Raw genomic sequence first — 21673 nt, forward strand, 5'->3', positions numbered from 1 at the left:
TAATATAAACAATAATCAAAGATTTTGCTTTAATATAACCATAAACGGTAGTAAAATATGAACATATTAAATTACAGCTTGCAAAGGAGAACTGCTATGAAAACAAATAAGCTTCCCGGCTGGCTCAATAATGCCGTATTCTATGAAATATATCCTCAGTCGTTCAAGGACTCTAACGGCGACGGAATAGGAGATCTGAGGGGGATCATCCAAAAGCTTGACTATATCAAAACGCTTGGCTTTAATGCAGTGTGGCTTAATCCCTGCTTTGATTCGCCGTTTACAGATGCCGGCTATGATGTACGCGACTATAAAAAAATCGCTCCGAGGTACGGCACTAACGAAGATATGAAACAGCTGATAGACGAAGTGCATAAAAGAGATATGCATATTATTCTTGACCTTGTTCCCGGGCATACCTCAGCTGAGCATGAATGGTTCAGGCAGTCAATGAAGCCCGAACGGAACGAATTTACCGACAGATATATCTGGACAAACTCGATCTGGGAAAGCACCGAAGGGATACCCTGTATCAGAGGTATCTCAGACCGCGACGGTTCGGCAGGCGTAAACTTTTTTTCAACTCAGCCTGCGCTAAACTACGGCTATGCCGACCGAACCAGAGATTATATGCAGGCTCCCAATGACAAAGCACCGATGGCAGCAAGAGCGGCGATAAAGGACGTCATGTCCTTCTGGCTGGATATGGGCTGCGACGGGTTCAGAGTAGATATGGCAGGAAGCCTTGTAAAGAACGATCCTGACGGAAGTGAAAATATAAAACTTTGGCAGGATTTCAGACAGTTCCTTGATGAAAAATACCCTCACTGCGCAATGATCTCAGAATGGGGCGAACCTGAAAAATCTATTGCCGGCGGCTTTCATATGGATTTTCTTCTGCATTTCGGACCTATGTGCTATACCTCTCTTTTCAGAAGCGAAAAGCCGTTTTTCTCAAAATCAGGAGGAGATATTTCTGTTTTCCGCAATGAATATCAGAAGTTCTACGATTCGGCAGACGGCAGAGGACTTATTTGCATTCCCTCCTCAAATCATGATATGGACAGAATCGCACGTTACCGGGATACTGACGATCTGAAGGTATGTTTCGCTTTTCTGCTTTCAATGTGCGGAGCGCCGTTCGTATATTACGGAGATGAGATCGGAATGAACTATGTCGAAGGTCTTACCTCAGTAGAGGGAGGCTTCGGGAGGACAGGATCCCGTACTCCTATGCAGTGGGATAAGACGCTTAACGCTGGCTTCTCTGCCTGTCAGAAAACTCTTATCCCTCTCGATCCGTCTCCCGACCGCCCTGACGTACTTTCCTCATTGGCAGATAAGGATTCTCTGCTTAATACGGTCAGTGAGCTTATAGCTGTAAGACAAACTCACAGCGCTATGCAGAATTTCGGCGGATTTGAATTTATATACGCCGAAAAAGATAAATATCCGCTTATCTACCGCCGCTTCGACGATAATGAAGAGATCTTCGCAGTAATAAATCCGCTGGGTAAAGCTGCCGAATGCTCCATTGGAATATGTATTGACGGAGATGTACTCTTTAAAACAGGCGGAGAAATAAACACGGAGGCAGGAAAGATCTCCGTACCTCCGTGCAGTGCATTTTTAATTAAAACAAAATAACGCTATTTCAGAACCTCGTCCCATTCCGACTGCTTAAAGCCTACGAGGACTTTGTCTTTAAGGACAAGTATCGGACGCTTTACGAGCATTCCGTCGGTAGATAAAAGCTTTAGCTTCTCCTCGTCAGTCATGGCGGGGAGTTTTTCTTTCAAGTTCATTGATTTATAAAGAGTTCCGCTGGTATTAAAAAACCTTTTAAGCTCAAGTCCGCTTTTTTTATGCCACTCTTTAAGCTCGTCATAGGAGGGTCTGTCCTCCTTGATATGCCTGCTTTCAAAGTCCAAAGCTTTAGACTCGAGATATTTTCTTGCTTTAATGCAGGTGGTGCATTTCGGGTAGTTTACAAACAGCATTTTTATCATTCCTTTCATATTCAGCTTTATCACATGGATTAACATGAACCATACAATGCTTTACCGACGGAAACTTTTCCTCAATAATATTATGAACTTCTGTAGCTATCTCATGCGCCTTTTTTAATGTAGCGGAAGCGTCGGCGGCAATTTCTATATCCACATAAATTCTCGAACCGAAAAGACGGGTCTTTATTTCGTCAAGACGTATAACGTCCGGCTGAGCGCTGATCTCTTTTCTCATTTTGTCAACCAACGCCTTATCGCAGGATTTATCAACCATCTTATCCATAGCATCGCGGAAGATATTATACGCCGATTTTATAATAAACAGGCAGATCACAACTCCGGCGATCGGATCCAGAATAGGAAAAGCGAGCCTTGCACCGGCTATACCTATCAGGCTTCCCACTGACGATAGACTGTCCGAGCGGTGATGCCAGGCGTCAGCCATTAAGGCATCAGAATTTATTTTCTTTGCCGCGGCTCTTGTATACCAATACATCCACTCCTTAACAGCTATCGAAACAGCCGCCGCAATAAGCGGAAGAACGGTAGGAACGGCTAAACTGTCATACCCTCCGCCGAATATACTTTTCAGGCCTGTATATCCTATGCATAAACCTGTAGCCATAAGCACGGCGGCAAGTATTATAGCCGCTGCGCTTTCAAGCCGTTCATGACCGTATGGATGCTCCTCATCGGCTTTTTTATCTGCCAGCCTGACTCCGATTATTACCACGACAGTAGAAAAAACGTCCGAAGCCGAATGAACCGCGACGGAGATCATTGCCCCTGACCTGCCGACTATTCCTGCAATAAGCTTTCCCGCAGACAATGCAATGTTCACAGCTATACTTACAAACGATACCCGCATAGCGATTGCAAGCTCTGAAGATTTTTTATTTCTCATAACCCCATACTCCTTGCCCCATTTAATTAGCAGACGGTAACCAATTTACTGTATACCAAGACAGGAAGCAAGAGAATAGATCTCTCCGCTTCCTGTTATTAGTATACTATATGAAGATGTTTTTGTTTTGGTTAATCCATCATTGCTTTATTACGGCTCTACAGGCTCAAAATCTATTCTTATTTCGGGCAGTTTTTCTATAGTAGTATAAGCATTATAAAGTCCGTCAGCCGCCGATAGATCGTTTTCTCCGCTTGCAGGAGGAGCGAACAGTCTGAGCGTCAGGTCGCATTCACCTTCAAGCGGCTTTTCAAAGAAAGCACTCATAAGGTCGATAGTTCTGGCCTCCGGAGATTTATAGAACCACTTTCCGTTTATCTCCATCATTATATTAGAATCATTATCAAAGGTTACCTCGCAGAAATGCGGATTCTTTTCAAAATGAAGCGGGATCTCGATTCCCTCAGCGTCCTCCGCTCCGCCCCAGCGAAGAGTTACAGGGAATGAAAGCTCATCGCCCTTAGTCATTGCAGGCTTAAAGAAATCGTCGTGGATAATTTCCTTATAGGTCTGCATAACAGGCTGCTCGATACCGCAGTCGGAATAGTTGGGATCTTCAATTTCAAGGCCAAGACGTCCCCTGTCACGGAACTGATAGAATGTGAAGCCGCTGAACCAATCCTCGGGATCGTTTTTGAGCATTTCGCAGAATTCCCTGACCATAACAGCCTGATCGTATGCGCCGGTAACGTCACCGTCGGCGTTGAACTCGCTCATTACCATTGGCTTCGCAACACCGCCGTTGATTTCCTTGAATCTGTTGTAGGACATTTTTGTAAGCTTATAGGTATTCTCAACGGTATCTCTCTTAAACGACCTGTTCACAGAATCCTTGAGTGCAACATCAAAGGGCCAGCCCCAATGAAGCGCCATATATTTATCTACCGACCAGATATCCGTTTCCTTTACCGCCTGAGAAAATTCCTTTTCCATTATGATCTCGGTTTCGTTAGGATCTTCAATACCGCCGATACACAAAATAGTCGAAACGTTTGGAGCGTACTCCTTCAGTATTTTATTGAAGCGGCAGTAGAAATCCGCAACTCCCTGATAACCTGCCTCCCCTGTTCTCTTTGTAAATGAGAACCAATTTCCGGTTGCCTCATGGTTTACTCTGAGAAGAAGCCTGCCGAAAGGCCTGAGGTCATTGGCAATAGCAATAAGGTGTTCATCAGAAACATTCGGATCAATAGTAAGAGTAAGAGTAACGTCCTGTCCGTGACGGCGCACATCTCTCATATAAGTGAAAGGCTCGTCGTCGGTCGTTCCGTTAAGTCCTCCCTTATAGGTAAAATAATCGTCATAGGGATAGTCCCACTGAAAAGAAATATCAGCGTCCTTCATAACCTCCGAGATCCTGCCGGGCCATTCCTTGTCAAGCGGATAATAGCAGTACATCAGAGAAATACTTCTGTGAGGTCTGCCAAGCTTATGAAGAATATAGTCCTGATTAACATATTCTCCCCTTTCCGAGCCGTCGCCTAAGTCAACGGCGCATTTTGCTTTTCCCATATGAACGGAATACGCTTTTAATTCGCTCATTTTTTTCGTCCTCCTAATTATAATAGATCAATGAATTTATCTCGTCAAATATATCAGCAAGGTCTATAAAGACCTGATTGCTCTTTTCAGTTTCAGGGTACTGATTGGAATAAATACAGAGCACAAACGGTGACTGAGCATAAACTACAGCGCAGTCATTATATACGGACTCGTTAAACTCGGAGCCGTATTTCTGAGATACTTTATATTTCCCAGACAGCTTTTTTCCTATCTGTTCGTTAAGGTCGGTATCAGTCATCAGGTCGGTAAGCCATTCCCCAAGCTCGCTTTCTTCTCCGAACTCATAAATATCTCTGTAAGATTTAAGCATATCCGAAGTTGTGGCATAGGTAAATATCCAGTCAGCTCCTACATAGTAGTAAGAACCCAGCCTATACTGAAGATCATTGAATACATTCCAGCCGTAATGCTGTTCAAGAAGATAATACGCCGTATTGTCAGAACGCTGTATCGCCGCTTCTATCAGTTCCTTCGCCGTAAACTCAGTACCCATAGCCGTAGAGGCTATATAGTCCTCCCCGACAATATCACCCGGCCAGTTTTTATCCTTAACTATTTTTTCGTCAAGATCTATGCCGCTTGCCAGAATGCTTTTTACATACGGAGCCTTAATAGTACTGCATGTCATAAACTGCTTCATAGAATTATAGTTTACCTGAGCGCCGGTTTCAATATTTTCATACGAAAAAGCGATGGAATATCCGAAACTTCCGCATATTTCATCTAGCCTGCTGAAGCACTCCTCCAGCTTTTCATTGGACTTTACCTTAGAAAAACCTGAAACAGAAACGCTGTGGCTATTAAGCATATCCTGAGAAATTTCCTCCGGTTCGCCTTCGTATATAGTTACCGCAGCAGTTACCGCCGGTCTTTCCTCAGACAGGCTGTCCTCGGGAGCGGATAAGTCGGCGGGTATACTTTCGCTTTCCGATGTAACCGTTTTCATTGCAACAGACGAATCCGCTTTTACAGCTGAGCTGCCAGCTTCGTTTGTACACCCGATAAGAAATGCAGCGAAGTATAGCGCAGCTGCAAACAGCACTGATTTTCTCATAAAAACGACCTCTGTATACTGATTATTTTTCAAACCCCTTAGCATATCATATTTTAATATATAATAACATAATGACCGTATAAAGTCAAGCTTTTATGAGGTTTTATATAACAAAAATACACAACTGACGTAATATCATATAATGTAAAGAAATTTGCTTAAATTGTCTAAAAATGTTTATACAAGATAAATTATATGCTATTATTCAATCAGGGTATTTTAATAAAAGTAAAACTAATTAAAATGGGAAAACTGAAAATAAAAATCAAGAAGAACGCCTTATAAATCTGCCTAGGGGATATGATGATTTTAAATACATATACGTTGAACCGTGGGACAGCTGCGCAGTCCAGTTTACATATGAGATACCTTCCGACTGGAAAAATGCCGTTCTAAAATATGAAGGTACGGGAGAAACCGTAATTGAGCTTGAATCAAAGAATTTTACCGCTCATGATGTTCTGAAAGAAGCCGAATTGTGATCTTACAGTTAATTTAAAGAGATAGGCATAAACAAAATACAGTAAACTGGTATACAGTTAAAAAAAGAGTGCATCACTCACGGATACACTCTTGTTTATAATTTTTATTTAAACACCTAAGTAACCAACTGGCACCCCTAGTAGGAATCGAACCTACAACTAGCCCTTAGGAGGGGCTTGTTATATCCATTTAACTATAGGGGCATTTAATTTTATGCATTCAGAAAGCCAATACCGTCTCCTGCATACCTTGCGGACGCAGGAGAATCTTGACTTGTATCAGCCCCTTAATGGTCGGAGTGACGGGACTTGAACCCACGGCCTCTACCACCCCAAGGTAGCGCGCTACCAATCTGCGCCACACCCCGATTCCACTAAAATATTATATACGATTTCAGAAAGATTGTCAAGTGGTTTTATGTTATAAATTTGTTAATTGCAGCGTCATGATTAATAAACTGGTCTGATAAATAAAAAGAGCGGTAAAACATTACCGCCCGTCAGATATGCAATTAAAATAAAAGATAGAAAATAAAATCTAGCTTTTTATCATTGAGCCTGTACTTTTCCAAAAGCTCCGGACCGCAGGAGGAAGAACCCGCTCCGGACATTTTGTAATCAATACAGAATACGTTTCCGTTATATTCCTCAAGCATATAATTGTGAGTTTTCGACGCAAGCTCCTCCTGAGTAAACGGAAGAAAGCTGAAAGAAAAATCCGAATCGGAAATAAATTCTACAGCCTTTGCATTATTCCTGAACAATGAAACGCTTTCACAGCCATAGTGAGATCCGTTTTCCTGAGGACGTATATAGTCCTCATGCTGTTCCGCAGCTTTGCATGAATATGATCCGTATACGGAAGCGCGGCGTTTGTCAACGTAGCTTTCATATGGCCCATATCCAAGATATTCCGCCCTTTCAATGCTTTTATCAAATAAAAATCTCATTCCCAGACGCGGAAGATAATTTATTTTCTCATGTACCTCGGCTTTTAGAGAAATTCTTATTCCGCAATCACCGAAGCTGTATTCTAGTTTGAAACGCGCCGCAGACTCATGAACCGCATACCCCATTGACAGCTCGGCATAAACCCTGTTATTCTCCGCAGTTATTCTGTATACCTTAGGCTTAAGCTTATCCAGAAAAATTTTATACCATTCACCTTTGACAGATATATCATTATCCATGGGCGCTCTGAACAGGTTTATGCCGCACGGCTCATACAGCAGCTCAATTCCGTCTGAACTCAGCGAACAGATCTGAGCAGTGTGCTTTGAAATTTCTATCCGTTTTCCTCTGCACTCCGCTGCTATGACCTTCCCGTTGTCAGTAAGCTTCCATGCATTATCCTGTTTAAATTCAAAGCTGCGGCAGGAACGCAAAAGCGTGATCTGCTCAATCCCCCTGCTTTCTCTGCCGTAATAAAAATCAAAATCAATAGTAATATGCTCTCCCGTCAGCCCCGCCGCTTCGGATATATATACCCTTCGGCTTTCATGCGGAGGAATATCAAGCTTAAGTTCACCGCTGTACAGCATTTTTCCTTTATCGCAGATTTTATATTCACAGCGCCAATCTTCTGAAACTGCGGTAAAATCAAGCTTGTTTTCAAATATAAAGTGTCCCTCTGCTGCATTTTCTGCGCTGACATATACAGGGCGGTATACATTTTTCATTTCTAAAGCGCCGGTGTGAAGCCTTCGGTCAGGATATACAAGGCCGTCAATACAAAAGTTACCGTCATTAACGTCCTCGCCGAAATCTCCGCCGTAATAATACTTAACCCGACCGTCAGAGGTTTTTCCTGCGGCGATACCGTGATCGCACCATTCCCACACAAACGCTCCGCATACCAGTTCGTTTCTGTATATCTCCTGCCAGTAATCAGCAATATCCCCCGGTCCGTTTCCCATTGCATGACAGTATTCACATAAAACAAGCGGCCGTCCATTTGCTGTTTCTTCGCTTGACGGGTATTTTTTTACATAATCTATCTGCGGATACATTACCGAAACGACATCAAGCTCATTTTCTCCCTTTCCGTCAAGAGTATGTCTGGAGCTTTCGTAGTGTATCAGCCTTGAATTATCAAGCTCTTTTATCCGTTTCGCCGATTCTCTGAAAGCGTCGCTGTAACCGCTTTCGTTGCCCAGCGACCACATTACAACACATGGTCGATTTATATCACGTTTTATCAGCCGCTCATGCCTGTCGGAAACCGCCTTGAAAAACTCACTTCGGCTTACGGTATAGGCTATGCCGTTATATCCATTTGTCCAGCCGTAGGTATTATAAGCCTCAACCGCTCCGTGAGCTTCCAGGTCTGCTTCGTCGATAACATATAAGCCCAGCCTGTCGCAAAGCTGATAAAACAGCGGAGAATTAGGGTAATGTGAGGTTCTTACCGCGTTGACATTAAGAGACTTCATAAGGTCAATATCCCTTTTCAGCTGCTGTTCGGAAGCATAATAGCCGGTATCAGGATAAAAGTCGTGCCTGTTTACTCCCCGAAATTTGACTGCTGTTCCGTTTATCTTTAATATTCCGTTTTCCGAAGATATTTTTCTTATTCCCGCAAACTCTGTTACCGCTTCGTTACCGCATATGATCTCAAGCCTGTACAGCTTAGGCTTTTCCGCATTCCACAGGACGGGGTTTTCTAAATTAAAGCTTAGCTGTCTTCCCCGCTGCTCTCCGAGCTTTACATTATCCGGCGAATACAAAGAAACAAGGCAGTCTTTTTCCGCCTTTATCCCTACTGAAATCTCCGCTTCAGAAAAGTCTTCGTTCAATAAGGTTCTTACGGTAAGATCCTCAATTCCTCCGCTTTCTCTTGAAAGCATATAAACGTCCCTGAAAATACCAGACATTCTCCATTTATCCTGATCCTCCAGATATGTTCCGTCACAATATTTAAGAACTGCCGCCGCAATTTCATTTTCGCCGTCATGAACAAGCTCAGTTATATCAAATTCGGACGTACAGTGAGATACCTGACTGTAACCGCAGAAAACGCCGTTTACAAAGAGATAAATACACGAATCAACGCCCTCGAATACCAGTATTTTTCTCATATCTCCGCCCTTGCAGAAATACTTTCTTCTGTACACGCCAACAGGATTATCGTCCGGAACATAAGGAGGATCATAAGGTATAGGATAGCGAACATTCGTATACTGTGGTTTTCCGAAACCGCAAAGCTCCCAGTTAGCCGGGACCTTGATAACAGACTCAGGCGTTGTTTCAAGAAAGTTATCCGGCATATCAAATATACTCGGATAAAAATCAAAGCTCCATTCCCCGTTTAGCAGCTCAAAAAGCTCCGACTTTTCCCTCGGCTCAGATGGATCCTGTCCTTTTCTGAACGGAATAAAATAAGCGTGAGGAGGAAGCGTTCCTATGTGAAGCTGCTGAGGATCCTCGTGATAAATAAAATACTCCCTGCTGTTCATAGTAAAATTCCTTTCAATATCTGCACAGTTTGATCCGGACTGAATTCTGTTACAGCCCATAACCTTAGCTAGAGTATACACCGTATACAGGCTTTTGTAAATATAAATATTTTATAATTATATCAGAAAATGAATATGCCGATCATAAAACTGACCGGCATTTACCCTACATATCCTTTTGAAGCGAATCATGAGGCACCATAAGCTTGCCCGATTTCAGAAGCTCCAGCATTTTAAGCTTCTGAACATCGCTGCCTGTATAATTTCCGATCGCATTGACTTCAGCTATCCTTGCAATAAGCTCCTCGTCCGGATCTACATTTATTGATCTCAGCGCCTCGTCAAGCGATCTCCCGCTGTAATCGCAGCTGTCGTAATATTCGGTTCCCAAGGTAGCCACCGAAATATTTGCGGTACAGGGCGAAAGGTATTCCCTGTCCTCTACCGCTCTTACCGAGCATATCTTAAAACGGTATCTTGCACCCTCCGGAAGCTCCTTAATACAGCATTCATCGCAGTCAGATACCTCGGTTATCGGTTCATATTCACCGCTTTGGTTGCTGTATTTGTAAATACGGTAAAAATCCGCTCCGCTTACTTCATTCCATGAAAGAGTAATGCTGTTTTCCGACTTCTGCTTTACCTTAAAGGCAACAGGCTTCTTAGGATTCATAGTAACTATTTCTCCCGTTCCTGCACTGTAAACCTCAAATGCATCGTCTACCGCCCCGTCAAACTGTACAAGTCCGTCTTTAAGATAAACAGCACGGCTGCAGGTATCCCTGATCATATCCATTGAATGAGATACGAAAAGCACCGTGACTCCAGACTTTATGAGATCCTTTACCTTATTCTTGCACTTCTTCTTAAAATCTGCGTCGCCTACGCTTAGAGCTTCGTCTATTACAAGAATATCCGGCTTTATGTTTATATTGATAGCGAAGCCAAGACGCATTTTCATTCCGCTTGAATAAGTCCTGACAGGCTGATCTATATACTCTCCAAGATCTGCAAATTCAACTATTTCACTTTCGATCTGTGAGATCTCACTGTCGCTCAGTCCGAGAAGATACCCTTTCAGGTATATATTCTCCATACCCGTCATATCCAGCGAAAAGCCTGCGGTAAGCTCAAGCAGAGCCGCTACCTTTCCGTGAACGGTCACTTCTCCCTTGCTGGGAAAGCTTACTCCGGTGATCATCTTAAGTATCGTCGATTTTCCAGCGCCGTTTTTTCCTATAATACCTACTGCCTCGCCCGGATATACCCTGAAGCTTACGCCGTTTAAAGCCTTATGACGCCTTACGCCCTTATTGTTGGTAAAAATAGCTTTGAATCTTGCCTTTTCATTTTTGAATAGCAGATATTCCTTATATACGTCCTTAAATTCTATTATTGGCTGTTCCATTTAGCTCTCCCTTTTACAAAATATCCGGCAGAATTTTTCTGAGTTTTTTATAATAGTGCGAGCCGATAAAGATTATACCTATAAGCTCTGCATAAAACACAACCGTTTCAGTAGTATAGTTGCTGTCGAATATGAACTGATCGTACAAAAAGCACTTCCTGTAGCCGTTTACAAAATAGTTTATAGGGTTGAAGTACATAAGCGTCCTGAGCCAAGGCTTATCCATATCGTAGGTATTCCAGAATACTCCGGATAACCAGAAGAGTCCTGTAATTACCGAATTGATAAGATTTTCAAAATCCTTGCTGAAGGCGCTGAGCGGAGCTGTTGCCCAAGACAGCACAAGAAAAAACACAAACATAAGCGGCATATAGTAAAAATACTGAAGATTATACACCGACGGACCGTATCCGAAGCACAGCAGGGTAATGTACATTATTATGCACAGCAGAAAATGAATGTAGAGGGTCGAAAGCGAAGTAAACGTCATTATGTTTGATACCGGAAACGACAGCTTTGTTACAAACTGCTTGTTCTGCCTTATCGACCGAGAGCCTCCGATTATATTTTCGCTTATAAAAAACCAGGGTACATAGCCGGTAAGCATAAAAATAAACCTGGGATAACCGTTTACATGACCCGAACCCCTGAGTCCTACAGCAAACGCAAACCAAAGTATAAACAGCGTAAAGGTCGGCTTTATAAGCGCCCAAAGCGGTCCCAGTACCGCTCCCTTGTATTTCTTTTTCAGCTCGTTTACCGAAAGCATGATTATTTGCTTACGCTGCCCCTTATGCTCGTTAAGTATAGTTTTAAGTCCGAAAAAATCAAATTTTTCCTTACTAATTTTACTCAGCTCCTTTATGTTTTTAACAGATCCGCTATACGCCGGGTCGAACTTCCGTCGCAGGCGGACATATATTTATTTATAAACTCATCATATCTGCCGAGATCAAAACCGCAGTATTCGCTTAATACGGTATCGTAAAGCCTGCTTTCCTCCGTAACCTTCGGACAGGGTATCTCTGTTTTAAAGTCAATATAAAAATCGCGTACAGAAATATATTCGTCAAGGTCAGGAGTCCATAAGACCATAGGCTTCCTGAACAGCGAATATTCAAATATAAGTGAAGAATAATCGCTTATAAGTATATCTATTACCGGAAAAAGCCTGTTTACCGGAATATCGCAGTTTGTAAGAGGACTGTTTAACCTTGGGTGCATTTTAATAAGCACTGCCCATTCTCTGCCAAGCTTCTGTTCAAGCCGCTTAACTGCGTCCTCTCCGGCGCTGACAGCGTTCCCTGCGTTTCCTCTGAAGGTTGGAGCATAAAGCAAAAGCTTTTTCCCCTTATACTGAGGATATTTCTGATAAAATTCAGCTTTGCAGACCGCTGCAAAATCATCGCTCAAAAGCTCGTCCGTACGGCTAACACCGATAGCAAGCGCTTTGCCTTCCTCCAGCCTGAATGCCGACTCAAATACCTTTACGCAAAATCGGCTGCTTACGGTATAATAATCAAAATTTCTTGTTACGCTTCCCTTAAAGTGAGGAGAAATATCCTCAGGAGTATCATATCCGAACTTTTTAAGCGCTCCGCAGGAATGCCAGAGCTGAATTACCTTTGTTTCAGGGCGTTTCCGACAGGCAGTACATGGTACGAAATAATTGCACACAAAGACCGCCCCCGCCTGAGCATACCTAACCATAAACTTCATCATATATTTAAGGGACGCCGTCGCTCCTGCCGATGAAAAGTCGCAGAAATGCTCTTCCGTCTTGTAGCCTCGTCTTCCGATCTCCTTTTTGATCAGAACCATGCTTTCAGGCATTTCATAAGAATTACAGTCGGCAAACAAAACCAGAGAACTGTCAACAGGCTTTCTTTTACCCCATAGATAACAAATCGGAAGGAGGGTCTTCTGAAGAACGGTCTTTATATACTGCCTGAGAATCTGTTTTATGCTTTCCATAGACTACCTCAGAAATTTTTTGTATATTTTCCCGGTCAGACTTTTAGGGAGAATAAATATTCCAAGCTGCATTGCACAGGGAATAATAAAATCCGCAAAATTTGAATATCCCGACCTGAAAATTCTCCACCTTACGCTGATAAACGATCTGGTATTAGCCCAGTTGCGCCTGCGCTCATAATTATGCTTTGAAACTCTGTATCTGACAAGAACCTCGGGTATATTCTCACCGACTGCTCCGTTTTGCAGCATCCTTACTACAAAATCATAATCCTCGCAGCGCTTTACCGTATCATAGCCGCCTATTTTCAATGCAAAGGACTTCTTGAAAACAAGGGTCTGGTTATTAAAAGGATTTCGCCGCCTTGCGTACCTGTGTATTTGCTCATTTTCAACCGGGGTTTTCTTTACCGCTATTTCTTCGCCTGTATCAGTATCGAACTCTTCTATATAAGCGCCGCACATATCAAGCTGAGGTTTATCTCTCATTAGAGAAAGCTGTTTGTCGCACCTCTGCGGCAAAGCTATATCGTCCGAATCCATTTTCACTATATACTCGCTCTTGCAGGCGTCTATGCCTATATTGGCACATTCGCCTACTCCCCGCTTTTTCTCCAGCCTAACGGTGTGAAAGGTATCGGGATATTTATTTTCGTACTCTTTTACTGTTTCGTCAAGCTTTTCAGTAAGCTTTCCGTCGCAGACCAGAACAAAATCAGCCGCAGGATAGGTCTGTGAATACATACTTTCAAGGCTTTCCCTCAGATATTCCGGCTTTTCACCTGCATAAACCGACATAAGCACACTGTAAGCCGGCATATCCGGCAAATGTTTAGGCTCCATTAGCTATCCTACCTTTTCGGATGTTTATCTGCGCTGAGATATAAATATCCTGTATCAGCTTTTATGAGATAAATTAATATTTAACCTTTTAATTATATCACCTTATAATAATTTTGTCAATTTTAAGCTGCTGTTACAAAAAACTATTCTTTCTCAAGAAATCTTTTCAACAGCACCTCTCTGCACTTATTCTCGAGCGTATCATCAAGAGGAGCAAGCTTTATACCGCCGCCGTATTCTCTATTTACGCAGTATTCGATAATATAATCAGCAACCGCAGGATTCTTTGAAAGCAGAGGCCCGTGAAGATATGTTGCGATTACGTTCTTCTCAGTATACCCTTCAAAGCTGTCACCGAAGGAATTTCCGTTTCCGAACAGCACCGTGCCGAAAGGGGTTTTTGAGCCGAAGGTATTGCCGCCGTGATTTTCAAAGCCGATAACCTTTGTTTTATTACCGTTGAAGTCTGCCTCTATAACTATATTGCCTATGCATCTTTCCGATTTATTCCTAGACGCCTCGGTATAATAATCAAAAAGTCCAAGGCCGGGGATCTTCATACCGTTGGAATCCTTGTAGTACCGACCCATCAGCTGATAACCGCCGCATATCATAAGAAAGAATGCTCCGTTTTCATATGCACAACGTATCTCTGCCGCATTGCTCATTAAATCGTCCGCCAAAAGCTGCTGCTCAAGATCTGCTCCTCCGCCAAGATATATCAGATCGTATTCTGAAAAATCAGTCTTACTGCCGATCGTATGAATATCGGTTTCACATTCTATATTCCTTTTAGAGCATCTGTATCTGATTATTTCCATATTACCGCTGTCGCCGTACAGATCCAGCATATCGGGATACATATGAAGTATCTTCAGCTTATTAATCATTGCTGCCGCCTCCTATGAACCTGCCGAGCGCTGACCTTACCGGCTGAACAGCAGTATAATTTGCAACGGCGAATTTCCTGCCGTCTGTTGAAAACAGCTCTTTTACTGCTTCGTCAAGCTCGGGACATACCTTAATTTTTGAAGCGTCGTATCCTGAGCATTTTATTCTGACCGCAATATCATAGGCTCTTGTTCCGCTTGTTATGACCCGTGTAACGTTTTTAAATACGCTGAAATTTATATCCCATATCCACGAAACGTCAAGTCCGTCAGCAATATTGTCGTTCAGCACGAACATAAGCTCCTTTTCGCCTTCACATTCGTTCAATATCCTTACAGTCATATTCGCACCGACGGGATTTTTAGCGAGATTAAGCATAAGCTCGCTGTTTTTATACCTGAATCGCTCCATTCTTCCGTTATTGACCTGAAATCCCTCAAAGGTTTCACGTATTATTCTCTCATCTATCCCATAGAGTTTAGCAACGGAGTATACGGCGCAAAGATTATACATATAGTATATACTGTTCCCGGCCGTCCTGTATTCCGTTCCGTCGGCTGTAAACGAAGGCTTGTCCAGATCAATGTCAGTAAACCTTGTATATATAGGATTATTCCCGTATCCGCATTCAGGACAGCGGAACTTTCCTATATGAGAATACTGATAGTATTCATATTTCAGCGCATGACCGCACACAGGACAGAATCTGCCCTCCCCTGCCTCATGAAGCGAATCGGTGGCATATCTATACCTGTCAACGCTGAAATATTTCACGTTTCTGTTATCAGGGTTTGCAAGACCAAGCCGAGCTGTATTGGGGTCGTCTCCGTTTAAAATCAGATTGCCTTCAAAGGTTTCGCAGAACTTCTTTACCTTGAGAATAAGAGTTTCAACCTCTCCGTTCCTGTCAAGCTGATCTCTGAAAAAATTAAGAACCACAAGGGTTTCAAGCTTCAGCTGTGAAAAAACCACAGGAACGTGCGACTCGTCTATTTCAAGCACAAGATAATCGGCGTGTATCCTGCCTGTCATCGTACAGTGACTCAGAAGCAGCGAGCATATCCCCGTATCAAGATTATTGCCCTCATGATTTGTTATGATCTTCAGCTCTCCGTTTCCGCTCTTCTCAAACATATGGCTGAGAAAATTCGTCACCGAGGTTTTGCCGTTTGTACCAGTTACAGCAATAATAGGACAATCCGGCTTAAAGGCTTTAAGGCACTTTTTATTTACAGTCCACAGCACAAGTCCCGGAAGGTTTCCCGCATTCTTTCCCAGAAGATGCAGAACTCCTACCATCAGCTTACCGAAAAGAACGGTAAAAAAATTGATAATAAACATTTTCTTTTGATCTCTTCCTTTTGTTATACATCTAACTTAAATTTACTTTAAAAACTTCTGTATATACTATAATATTACATAATTATCACAATGTCAACGATTTTTAAAATCTGAGGTGAAATTTTTGCATATAGAACAATAAAACAAGCATAAGTTTACGTCATATATAAAAAATCCACTGTTTTCACCAATAAAAAACTGTGCTTTTTGATATAAATGGACAATTGACTTTTATGTTTAATGGTGCTATAATACTATGATATAGATTGGATTGAAATATTTTTCCGATTAAAGGATGAAATTATGTTTGAAAAAATAAAAAATTTCTTTCAAAACGTTCCGCTGACTAAATTTCTTCTTCTCGGGTACGGAATAATAATTCTGACGGGAACGTTTTTACTGTCGCTTCCTATAAGTACGCGCGACCGTATTTTCACCCCCATAGAAGATTCCCTGTTTACTGCTACCAGCGCGACCTGCGTTACGGGGCTGGTTATTCACGACACTTATACCTACTGGTCGCTTTTTGGTCAGCTGGTAATTCTTTTTCTTATCCAAATAGGCGGAGTAGGATTTATGTCGGTAGCTATATTTGCTCTTACGCTTACTAAGCAGAAGATCGGTTTAAAACAGCGTTTTACAATGCTTGAATCGGTCAACGCTCCGCATCTGGGCGGAATAGTAAAAATGACCCGCTTCATTCTGTTTGGAGCCATTTTTTTTGAAACTGCCGGAGCCGTGCTTTTATCATTCAGATTTATACCGAAGCTTGGTGCGGCAAAGGGAATTTACTTTGCGATTTTCCATTCAGTTTCGGCTTTCTGCAACGCAGGAATAGACCTGATGGGCAATTTCGAGAAATTCTCATCGCTAACGACTGTAGACCTTGATATAATGTTCAACATTACCGTAATGCTTCTGATAATTATAGGCGGACTGGGCTTCTTCGTCTGGGACGATCTTAAAGAGCATAAATTTTCATTCCGCTCTTATAGACTTCAGACTAAAATAGTTCTATCTACTTCCTTTATTCTTATATTCGGAGGAGCGGCTCTTATCATGCTCCTTGAATATAATTCGGCTTCATATGAAGGCATGAATTTCGGGGAAAAAATGTTTTCCTCAGTTTTTCAGTCTGTAACTACCAGAACTGCCGGCTTCAATACCGTCGATCTGAACGGTTTCAGCGAAGCGGGACTTACGGTAATGTGTATACTGATGCTTATCGGAGGTTCTCCCGGATCTACTGCGGGAGGTATAAAAACAACTACCTTTGCTGTACTTGCACTTAGTATTATCTGCGTTTTCAAGAAAAAGAAATCGCTTGAATGTTTTAAGAGGCGTATCGTTGACGATATAGTTCATAATGCGGTATGCGTTTTTATGATGTATATTATACTTACAGCTGCGGTTTCAATATTTATCTGTGCATTTGAAAATATACCTATGCTTGACGCAGTCTTTGAATCGACGTCGGCAATAGGTACTGTAGGACTTTCCCTGGGGGTTACGCCTCATCTTAGTTCGGTTTCTCATATCCTGCTCGCACTGCTGATGTTTGTTGGAAGAACCGGAGGTCTGACGGTACTTATGGCGTTCAGCAGCTCTGCTCAAAGTTCAAAATCACAGCTCCCGACTGAAAAGATCACTGTCGGCTGATTAATATTTTCCGCTTATGCGGAGGAATGGGGATTATTATGAGGTCTTTTTTGATTATAGGTCTAGGCCGTTTTGGAAAGCATATGGCTAAAACTCTTACCAGCCAGAAAAACGAGGTCCTCGCAGTAGATATCAACGAGGACAGAGTTGACGCCGCCCTTAAATACGTTACCAACGCTCAGATAGGCGACGCTACCGACCCAAGATTTATGGAGGAGCTGGGAGTTAGAAACTTCGACATCTGTGTTGTAGCAATAGGAGATAATTTTCAAAGCTCACTTGAAACTACTGCTTTGCTTAAGGAAATGGGTGCAAAATACGTTTTCGCAAGAGCAAACCGAGATATTCACAAAAAGTTTCTTCTCAGAAACGGCGCTGACGAGGTAGTATACGCCGAAAGGGAAACCGCAGAACGCTTTGCGGTAAAATTCAGCTCAGAGGGGATATTTGATTACTTCAAGCTGAATGATGAATATGCTATCTATGAAATTTCCGTTCCTGAAAGCTGGGTCGGAAAAACGCTGCTTGAAAAGAACGTACGCCAGAAGTACGGTCTGAATGTTCTTGCAATAAAAAGCGGAGAGGTATTTGATACACTTCCGGGGCCGGATCACAAATTTGTTGACGGAGAAACGATCCTCGTACTGGGTACTAAGGAAAGCCTGAAAGCAATAAAAAGATAACGGCTCATATGTTACCGGCTATATAAAAACAGGAGCATGATCATTTTGATTATGCTCCTTTATCTATGCAGTTATTCAGTTAATAATATTTAAAATAAAAAAGCTTCCGAAGATTAAGCTCCGGAAGCTTTAAATATTTTATTGAGGTGTTTCTTCTTCGCTGTCGGCAGGAGGAACTGCCGACTCGGTCTCAGTAACAGATTCAGTTACTGTGGGTTCGGTTACCTGGGAGGCGGAGGTTTCTGTTTGCGTTACAGAAGATACAGATGTCTTTTTCGTAGTTGTTGTTTCCTCAGAGGTTACCGCAGACGAAGTTACAGACGTAGTCGTTGTGGTCGTTGTAGTCGAGCTTGACCATGTAAATGAAGTTACCGTAGTCGTTACCTTTGAATCATTATCGCTGCTTTCTTCCTCTTCAATTATTTCGCCGAGCTGGATAATTCCCCACATTCCGTTCTTTCTTACCCATGCTCTTCCGTTATGAACAGGACGCGCCTGTTCAAATTCCCCGGGAGAAACGACACATTCACCGTCTATATTATAATATCCGTAGGTAGAGCCTATGCTTACCGGAACAAACTCCTCGGTAAAAAGATAGGGATGTATGCTTTCAGCGTCGTCAATAAGACTGCCGCTGTAGGAGCTTAAGATCCCGTCGCATTTAAACGGAATAATCTCTTTTCCCGACGAGGACACATATCCCCATTTTCCGTTCTTTTCAAGAGCGATCGCCGTAAGCCCTGAACCCTTGAATGCAGGAGCGTAATAATCAGTATATTCAAAATCAAGTATCAGCTCGTCCTCTTTGGCAAGAGCGAACGCCGATTCGTCGATATTCTTTACCTCGAACCAGCCGTTTCCGGCATCTGAGATCTCAGCCTTTGACACAACTACCGTTTTCTTGCCGGTATATCTTGTTGCGCGATCCTCGTTTTTGTCCTTTACATAAACAGCCTTTTCATCGCTGTTCCAGTAATAATCGGGAGAATAGTCCTCATAGTCCTTAACGTAGTTCAGAACCTGTCCCTGACTGTCGAGCGTACAGTATTCACGCTCCCCTGTTTCTTCATTTGTCACATTATACAGTACCATTTCACCGCCGGCGCTTGTATAAAAATTGCTGTATGCGGGATTAACTATTATGTTCCCTGCATAATCAATAAATCCGTACATACCGTTGCGGTAAATAACAGACGCATTTATATACGCTGTATTGCTTTCATTGTCAGGGTCTATCTGACTGGAATCAAAAACTATGATATTATCTGCCTGAACCGAAGGCTCAAGAACCCAGCTGTAATTTACCGTTTTATCCCCTTCCGAGCTTTCGCTGCTGTAATAGGAACCGTCGGGATCAAAATTATCGTCATCCGCCCGGCTCGACATACCCGGAATACTGCAGCCGGCAAATAAAGCGCAGGCTGCTGCACAGGACAGTACGATACCTAAGTTTTTTCTCATAAAGCGCCTCCTGAAAATTTAGTTTTCCGATTCTTTTTATTTCTACACATATAGTTATTATACTTCAGAAATCAATGGAAGTCAATATAATTAAACATTAAATTTAAAATACCGCACGATTCAGATCCATTTATCCCATACCTCGGGATAATAACCGACTGTCGCCTGCTTTCCGTTTCTTACTACCGGAGTTTTAAAAAGCAACGGGTTTTCCAGCAGCTTTTCCTTTTTCGCTTCATCTGAGGAAAGATATTTAAACAGAAGCGCGTCCTGACTTGTATTCTTTTCATCAATAAGACTGTCAAGCGATCCTACAGCAGCAAGTACGCTGTCAAGCTCTCCCCTGCTCAGCCCTTTAGAGTTTATGTCAACCGACTGAAATTTTATTCCTCTTTCCTTAAAATATCTTTCTGCCTTTTTAGTATCAAAGCACTTTTTTCTTCCAAAAATCTGTATATTCATATATCCGAATTGCGGAAAACTGTAAAAGACCGCCGCTTCCCGCAGATACCTCCCTCCGTTATATGCTCAGAGCAATATTTCTCCGTTTACACATTCAAGAACAACGGTAAACGGGCCGTCATTCAGCAAGCTGACCTTCATATCCGCCCCGAATACGCCGTTTTCGACCTTTCCCTTTATCCTGCTTCTCAGCGCTTCGGAAAAATACCTGTACAGCTTCTCTGCATGATCGGGTCTGCCTGCCATTACAAAGCTCGGGCGATTTCCCTTACGGCAGTCGGCGTACAAGGTGAACTGAGATACTACAAGAATATCACCTCCGATATTGTCGACTGAAAGATTGATCTTATCATTTTCATCTGAAAATATACGAAGCCCGGATATTTTATCGGCAAGTTTCTCGCATTCCCTTTCTCCGTCCTCGTCCGAAACGCCTAGAAAAACCAAAAGACCGTTTCCGATCTCTCCTGCAGTTTCTCCGCCGACTTTTACAGATGCATTCTTTACACGCTGAATTACCGCTTTCATATACTGCTCCTCTTTTTAGTTATCCTAATATAATATTATATCTGAACGAATGCTCTTCTCCCGGCTTCAGCATTATTGCATGAGGCTTTTTCTCAAGCTCAGGATATTCGTCGTCCTCATAGACGGGAACTGATGACCACGGTTCAAGGCATACGAATCCGGCGCTGTTATTACCCGTCGGCGACCAAACTGCAATACAGCCGCTGCCGCTTTGATATTCAACTCCTATATACCTTTGGGACTTATCGGATCTTAAAATAACCGACCCCGATTCGGGAGCTTCTTTCATAAAAACATCGTTGTCAAAAAGCTCTCTTGACAGAGCTATTCTCCTTCCGTCTTTAAGTACAGTTTTCGTTCCCCCGGGTATCTTCTGTACGATATTCTCCGGCTTGTTGAATTCCAAATAATGATCGCCGAATTCAAGACCCTCTTCAACCGGACAGTTAAAGGCGGGGTGAGCGCCGGTATAGAAATACATATTGCTTATTCCCGTATTTACGGTTTTATATTCCGCTTCTATCCTGCCGTCCGACACTTTATACGTTACAATAAACTTAAAATCATAAGGATATACCTTTTTGGTTTCCTCCGAGGATTCAAGCGCAAAACTTACCGAGTATTCGTCCGCATTGAGAAGCGTGAATCGGCTGTCACGGGCAAAGCCATGGTTTGACGGCATTGTAAACTCTTTTCCCCCGGCGATATATTTTTTATTTGCAGGCGAACAGATAAACGGGAAAAGCACGGGAGCGTATCTTTTCCATGCGCTTTTGCACTGCCAAAGATATTCGCAGCCGTCATACTTTACCGAATGAAGCTCTGCTCCGAAGCTGTCAGCGGATATTTGAAGCTTTCCGCTTTGTAATGTAACAAGCATAATATTTTCCTCCCTA

At 42.6% G+C, this 21673-nt stretch carries 18 protein-coding genes and 2 tRNA genes; 3 read left to right on the forward strand and 17 right to left on the reverse strand.

What is annotated here, in order from left to right; translation table 11 throughout:
• Positions 1-96: 96 nt before the first annotated feature.
• Positions 97-1647 (forward strand): alpha-amylase family glycosyl hydrolase, encoded by a 1551-nt coding sequence (locus ACYQ0H_RS04025; RefSeq protein ID WP_459811555.1) that lies wholly within the window; start codon positions 97-99, stop codon positions 1645-1647.
• A gap of 2 nt (positions 1648-1649) precedes the next feature.
• Here ACYQ0H_RS04025 and ACYQ0H_RS04030 read toward each other — a convergent pair whose 3' ends face one another.
• From ACYQ0H_RS04030 to ACYQ0H_RS04090, 13 genes are all read right to left on the reverse strand, one after another.
• Positions 1650-2000 carry an arsenate reductase family protein gene (locus tag ACYQ0H_RS04030; RefSeq protein ID WP_459811556.1) on the reverse strand — a complete coding sequence of 117 codons (351 nt, stop codon included), beginning with the start codon at positions 1998-2000 and terminating at the stop codon, positions 1650-1652.
• Complete coding sequence (locus ACYQ0H_RS04035; protein ID WP_459811557.1) at positions 1960-2913, reverse strand: cation diffusion facilitator family transporter; 954 nt, start codon at positions 2911-2913, stop codon at positions 1960-1962. Before ACYQ0H_RS04035 ends, ACYQ0H_RS04030 begins: the two co-directional genes overlap by 41 nt.
• 150 nt (positions 2914-3063) lie before the next feature.
• Positions 3064-4515 (reverse strand): glycoside hydrolase family 26 protein, encoded by a 1452-nt coding sequence (locus tag ACYQ0H_RS04040; RefSeq protein ID WP_459811558.1) that lies wholly within the window; start codon positions 4513-4515, stop codon positions 3064-3066.
• A gap of 13 nt (positions 4516-4528) precedes the next feature.
• A complete protein-coding gene (locus ACYQ0H_RS04045; protein WP_459811560.1) occupies positions 4529-5590 on the reverse strand; it encodes a serine hydrolase in 1062 nt (353 codons plus the stop codon).
• 611 nt (positions 5591-6201) lie between these two features.
• Positions 6202-6276, reverse strand: a tRNA-Arg gene (locus ACYQ0H_RS04050).
• An 87-nt stretch (positions 6277-6363) separates the two neighbouring features.
• A tRNA-Pro gene (locus ACYQ0H_RS04055) sits at positions 6364-6440 on the reverse strand.
• 144 nt (positions 6441-6584) lie between these two features.
• Positions 6585-9527 (reverse strand): glycoside hydrolase family 2 TIM barrel-domain containing protein, encoded by a 2943-nt coding sequence (locus ACYQ0H_RS04060; RefSeq protein ID WP_459811561.1) that lies wholly within the window; start codon positions 9525-9527, stop codon positions 6585-6587.
• 166 nt (positions 9528-9693) lie between these two features.
• On the reverse strand, positions 9694-10935 hold the full coding sequence (locus ACYQ0H_RS04065; RefSeq protein WP_459811562.1) for an ABC transporter ATP-binding protein: 1242 nt from the start codon (positions 10933-10935) through the stop codon (positions 9694-9696).
• Positions 10936-10948: 13 nt separating this feature from the next.
• Positions 10949-11704 carry an ABC transporter permease gene (locus ACYQ0H_RS04070; RefSeq protein ID WP_459811563.1) on the reverse strand — a complete coding sequence of 252 codons (756 nt, stop codon included), beginning with the start codon at positions 11702-11704 and terminating at the stop codon, positions 10949-10951.
• 92 nt (positions 11705-11796) lie between these two features.
• The gene (locus ACYQ0H_RS04075; protein ID WP_459811564.1) at positions 11797-12909 is read right to left on the reverse strand and encodes a CDP-glycerol glycerophosphotransferase family protein; all 1113 of its coding nucleotides are present in this window, start codon (positions 12907-12909) and stop codon (positions 11797-11799) included.
• Positions 12910-12912: 3 nt separating this feature from the next.
• The gene (locus ACYQ0H_RS04080; RefSeq protein WP_459811565.1) at positions 12913-13752 is read right to left on the reverse strand and encodes a glycosyltransferase; all 840 of its coding nucleotides are present in this window, start codon (positions 13750-13752) and stop codon (positions 12913-12915) included.
• 143 nt (positions 13753-13895) lie between these two features.
• Positions 13896-14642, reverse strand: coding sequence for a type 1 glutamine amidotransferase (locus tag ACYQ0H_RS04085; RefSeq protein ID WP_459811566.1), 747 nt, complete (start codon positions 14640-14642; stop codon positions 13896-13898).
• On the reverse strand, positions 14635-15984 hold the full coding sequence (locus ACYQ0H_RS04090) for a MurT ligase domain-containing protein (RefSeq protein WP_459811567.1): 1350 nt from the start codon (positions 15982-15984) through the stop codon (positions 14635-14637). Before ACYQ0H_RS04090 ends, ACYQ0H_RS04085 begins: the two co-directional genes overlap by 8 nt.
• 303 nt (positions 15985-16287) lie before the next feature.
• On the opposite strand from ACYQ0H_RS04090, the gene ACYQ0H_RS04095 reads away from it, so the two are divergent.
• Complete coding sequence (locus tag ACYQ0H_RS04095) at positions 16288-17643, forward strand: TrkH family potassium uptake protein (protein ID WP_459811568.1); 1356 nt, start codon at positions 16288-16290, stop codon at positions 17641-17643.
• Between the two features lie 38 nt (positions 17644-17681).
• A complete protein-coding gene (locus ACYQ0H_RS04100) occupies positions 17682-18326 on the forward strand; it encodes a potassium channel family protein (protein WP_459811569.1) in 645 nt (214 codons plus the stop codon).
• A 138-nt stretch (positions 18327-18464) separates the two neighbouring features.
• On the opposite strand, the gene ACYQ0H_RS04105 is transcribed toward ACYQ0H_RS04100, so the two are convergent.
• The 4 genes from ACYQ0H_RS04105 to ACYQ0H_RS04120 all read right to left on the reverse strand — a co-directional run bounded on the left by ACYQ0H_RS04105 (position 18465) and on the right by ACYQ0H_RS04120 (position 21657).
• On the reverse strand, positions 18465-19787 hold the full coding sequence (locus ACYQ0H_RS04105) for a WG repeat-containing protein (RefSeq protein ID WP_459811570.1): 1323 nt from the start codon (positions 19785-19787) through the stop codon (positions 18465-18467).
• A 120-nt stretch (positions 19788-19907) separates the two neighbouring features.
• On the reverse strand, positions 19908-20249 hold the full coding sequence (locus ACYQ0H_RS04110; protein WP_459811571.1) for an arsenate reductase family protein: 342 nt from the start codon (positions 20247-20249) through the stop codon (positions 19908-19910).
• A 66-nt stretch (positions 20250-20315) separates the two neighbouring features.
• Positions 20316-20777, reverse strand: coding sequence for a D-aminoacyl-tRNA deacylase (gene dtd, locus ACYQ0H_RS04115; protein WP_459811572.1), 462 nt, complete (start codon positions 20775-20777; stop codon positions 20316-20318).
• Positions 20778-20796: 19 nt separating this feature from the next.
• On the reverse strand, positions 20797-21657 hold the full coding sequence (locus tag ACYQ0H_RS04120) for an aldose 1-epimerase family protein (protein ID WP_459811573.1): 861 nt from the start codon (positions 21655-21657) through the stop codon (positions 20797-20799).
• Between the last annotated feature and the right edge of the window lie 16 nt (positions 21658-21673).

Source organism: Hominimerdicola intestinalis, from assembly GCF_054655215.1.

What these genes read in the sequence shown, in the direction of transcription:
- ACYQ0H_RS04090 (WP_459811567.1), bottom strand. Translation starts at nt 15,984, where the DNA reads ATGTTTATTATCAATTTTTTTACCGTTCTTTTCGGTAAGCTGATGGTA.
- ACYQ0H_RS04065 (WP_459811562.1), bottom strand. Translation starts at nt 10,935, where the DNA reads ATGGAACAGCCAATAATAGAATTTAAGGACGTATATAAGGAATATCTG.
- dtd (WP_459811572.1), bottom strand. Translation starts at nt 20,777, where the DNA reads ATGAAAGCGGTAATTCAGCGTGTAAAGAATGCATCTGTAAAAGTCGGC.
- ACYQ0H_RS04030 (WP_459811556.1), bottom strand. Translation starts at nt 2,000, where the DNA reads ATGCTGTTTGTAAACTACCCGAAATGCACCACCTGCATTAAAGCAAGA.
- ACYQ0H_RS04120 (WP_459811573.1), bottom strand. Translation starts at nt 21,657, where the DNA reads ATGCTTGTTACATTACAAAGCGGAAAGCTTCAAATATCCGCTGACAGC.
- ACYQ0H_RS04095 (WP_459811568.1), top strand. Translation starts at nt 16,288, where the DNA reads ATGTTTGAAAAAATAAAAAATTTCTTTCAAAACGTTCCGCTGACTAAA.
- ACYQ0H_RS04040 (WP_459811558.1), bottom strand. Translation starts at nt 4,515, where the DNA reads ATGAGCGAATTAAAAGCGTATTCCGTTCATATGGGAAAAGCAAAATGC.
- ACYQ0H_RS04025 (WP_459811555.1), top strand. Translation starts at nt 97, where the DNA reads ATGAAAACAAATAAGCTTCCCGGCTGGCTCAATAATGCCGTATTCTAT.
- ACYQ0H_RS04075 (WP_459811564.1), bottom strand. Translation starts at nt 12,909, where the DNA reads ATGGAAAGCATAAAACAGATTCTCAGGCAGTATATAAAGACCGTTCTT.
- ACYQ0H_RS04105 (WP_459811570.1), bottom strand. Translation starts at nt 19,787, where the DNA reads ATGAGAAAAAACTTAGGTATCGTACTGTCCTGTGCAGCAGCCTGCGCT.
- ACYQ0H_RS04100 (WP_459811569.1), top strand. Translation starts at nt 17,682, where the DNA reads ATGAGGTCTTTTTTGATTATAGGTCTAGGCCGTTTTGGAAAGCATATG.
- ACYQ0H_RS04085 (WP_459811566.1), bottom strand. Translation starts at nt 14,642, where the DNA reads ATGATTAATAAGCTGAAGATACTTCATATGTATCCCGATATGCTGGAT.
- ACYQ0H_RS04080 (WP_459811565.1), bottom strand. Translation starts at nt 13,752, where the DNA reads ATGGAGCCTAAACATTTGCCGGATATGCCGGCTTACAGTGTGCTTATG.
- ACYQ0H_RS04045 (WP_459811560.1), bottom strand. Translation starts at nt 5,590, where the DNA reads ATGAGAAAATCAGTGCTGTTTGCAGCTGCGCTATACTTCGCTGCATTT.
- ACYQ0H_RS04110 (WP_459811571.1), bottom strand. Translation starts at nt 20,249, where the DNA reads ATGAATATACAGATTTTTGGAAGAAAAAAGTGCTTTGATACTAAAAAG.
- ACYQ0H_RS04035 (WP_459811557.1), bottom strand. Translation starts at nt 2,913, where the DNA reads ATGAGAAATAAAAAATCTTCAGAGCTTGCAATCGCTATGCGGGTATCG.
- ACYQ0H_RS04070 (WP_459811563.1), bottom strand. Translation starts at nt 11,704, where the DNA reads ATGCTTTCGGTAAACGAGCTGAAAAAGAAATACAAGGGAGCGGTACTG.
- ACYQ0H_RS04060 (WP_459811561.1), bottom strand. Translation starts at nt 9,527, where the DNA reads ATGAACAGCAGGGAGTATTTTATTTATCACGAGGATCCTCAGCAGCTT.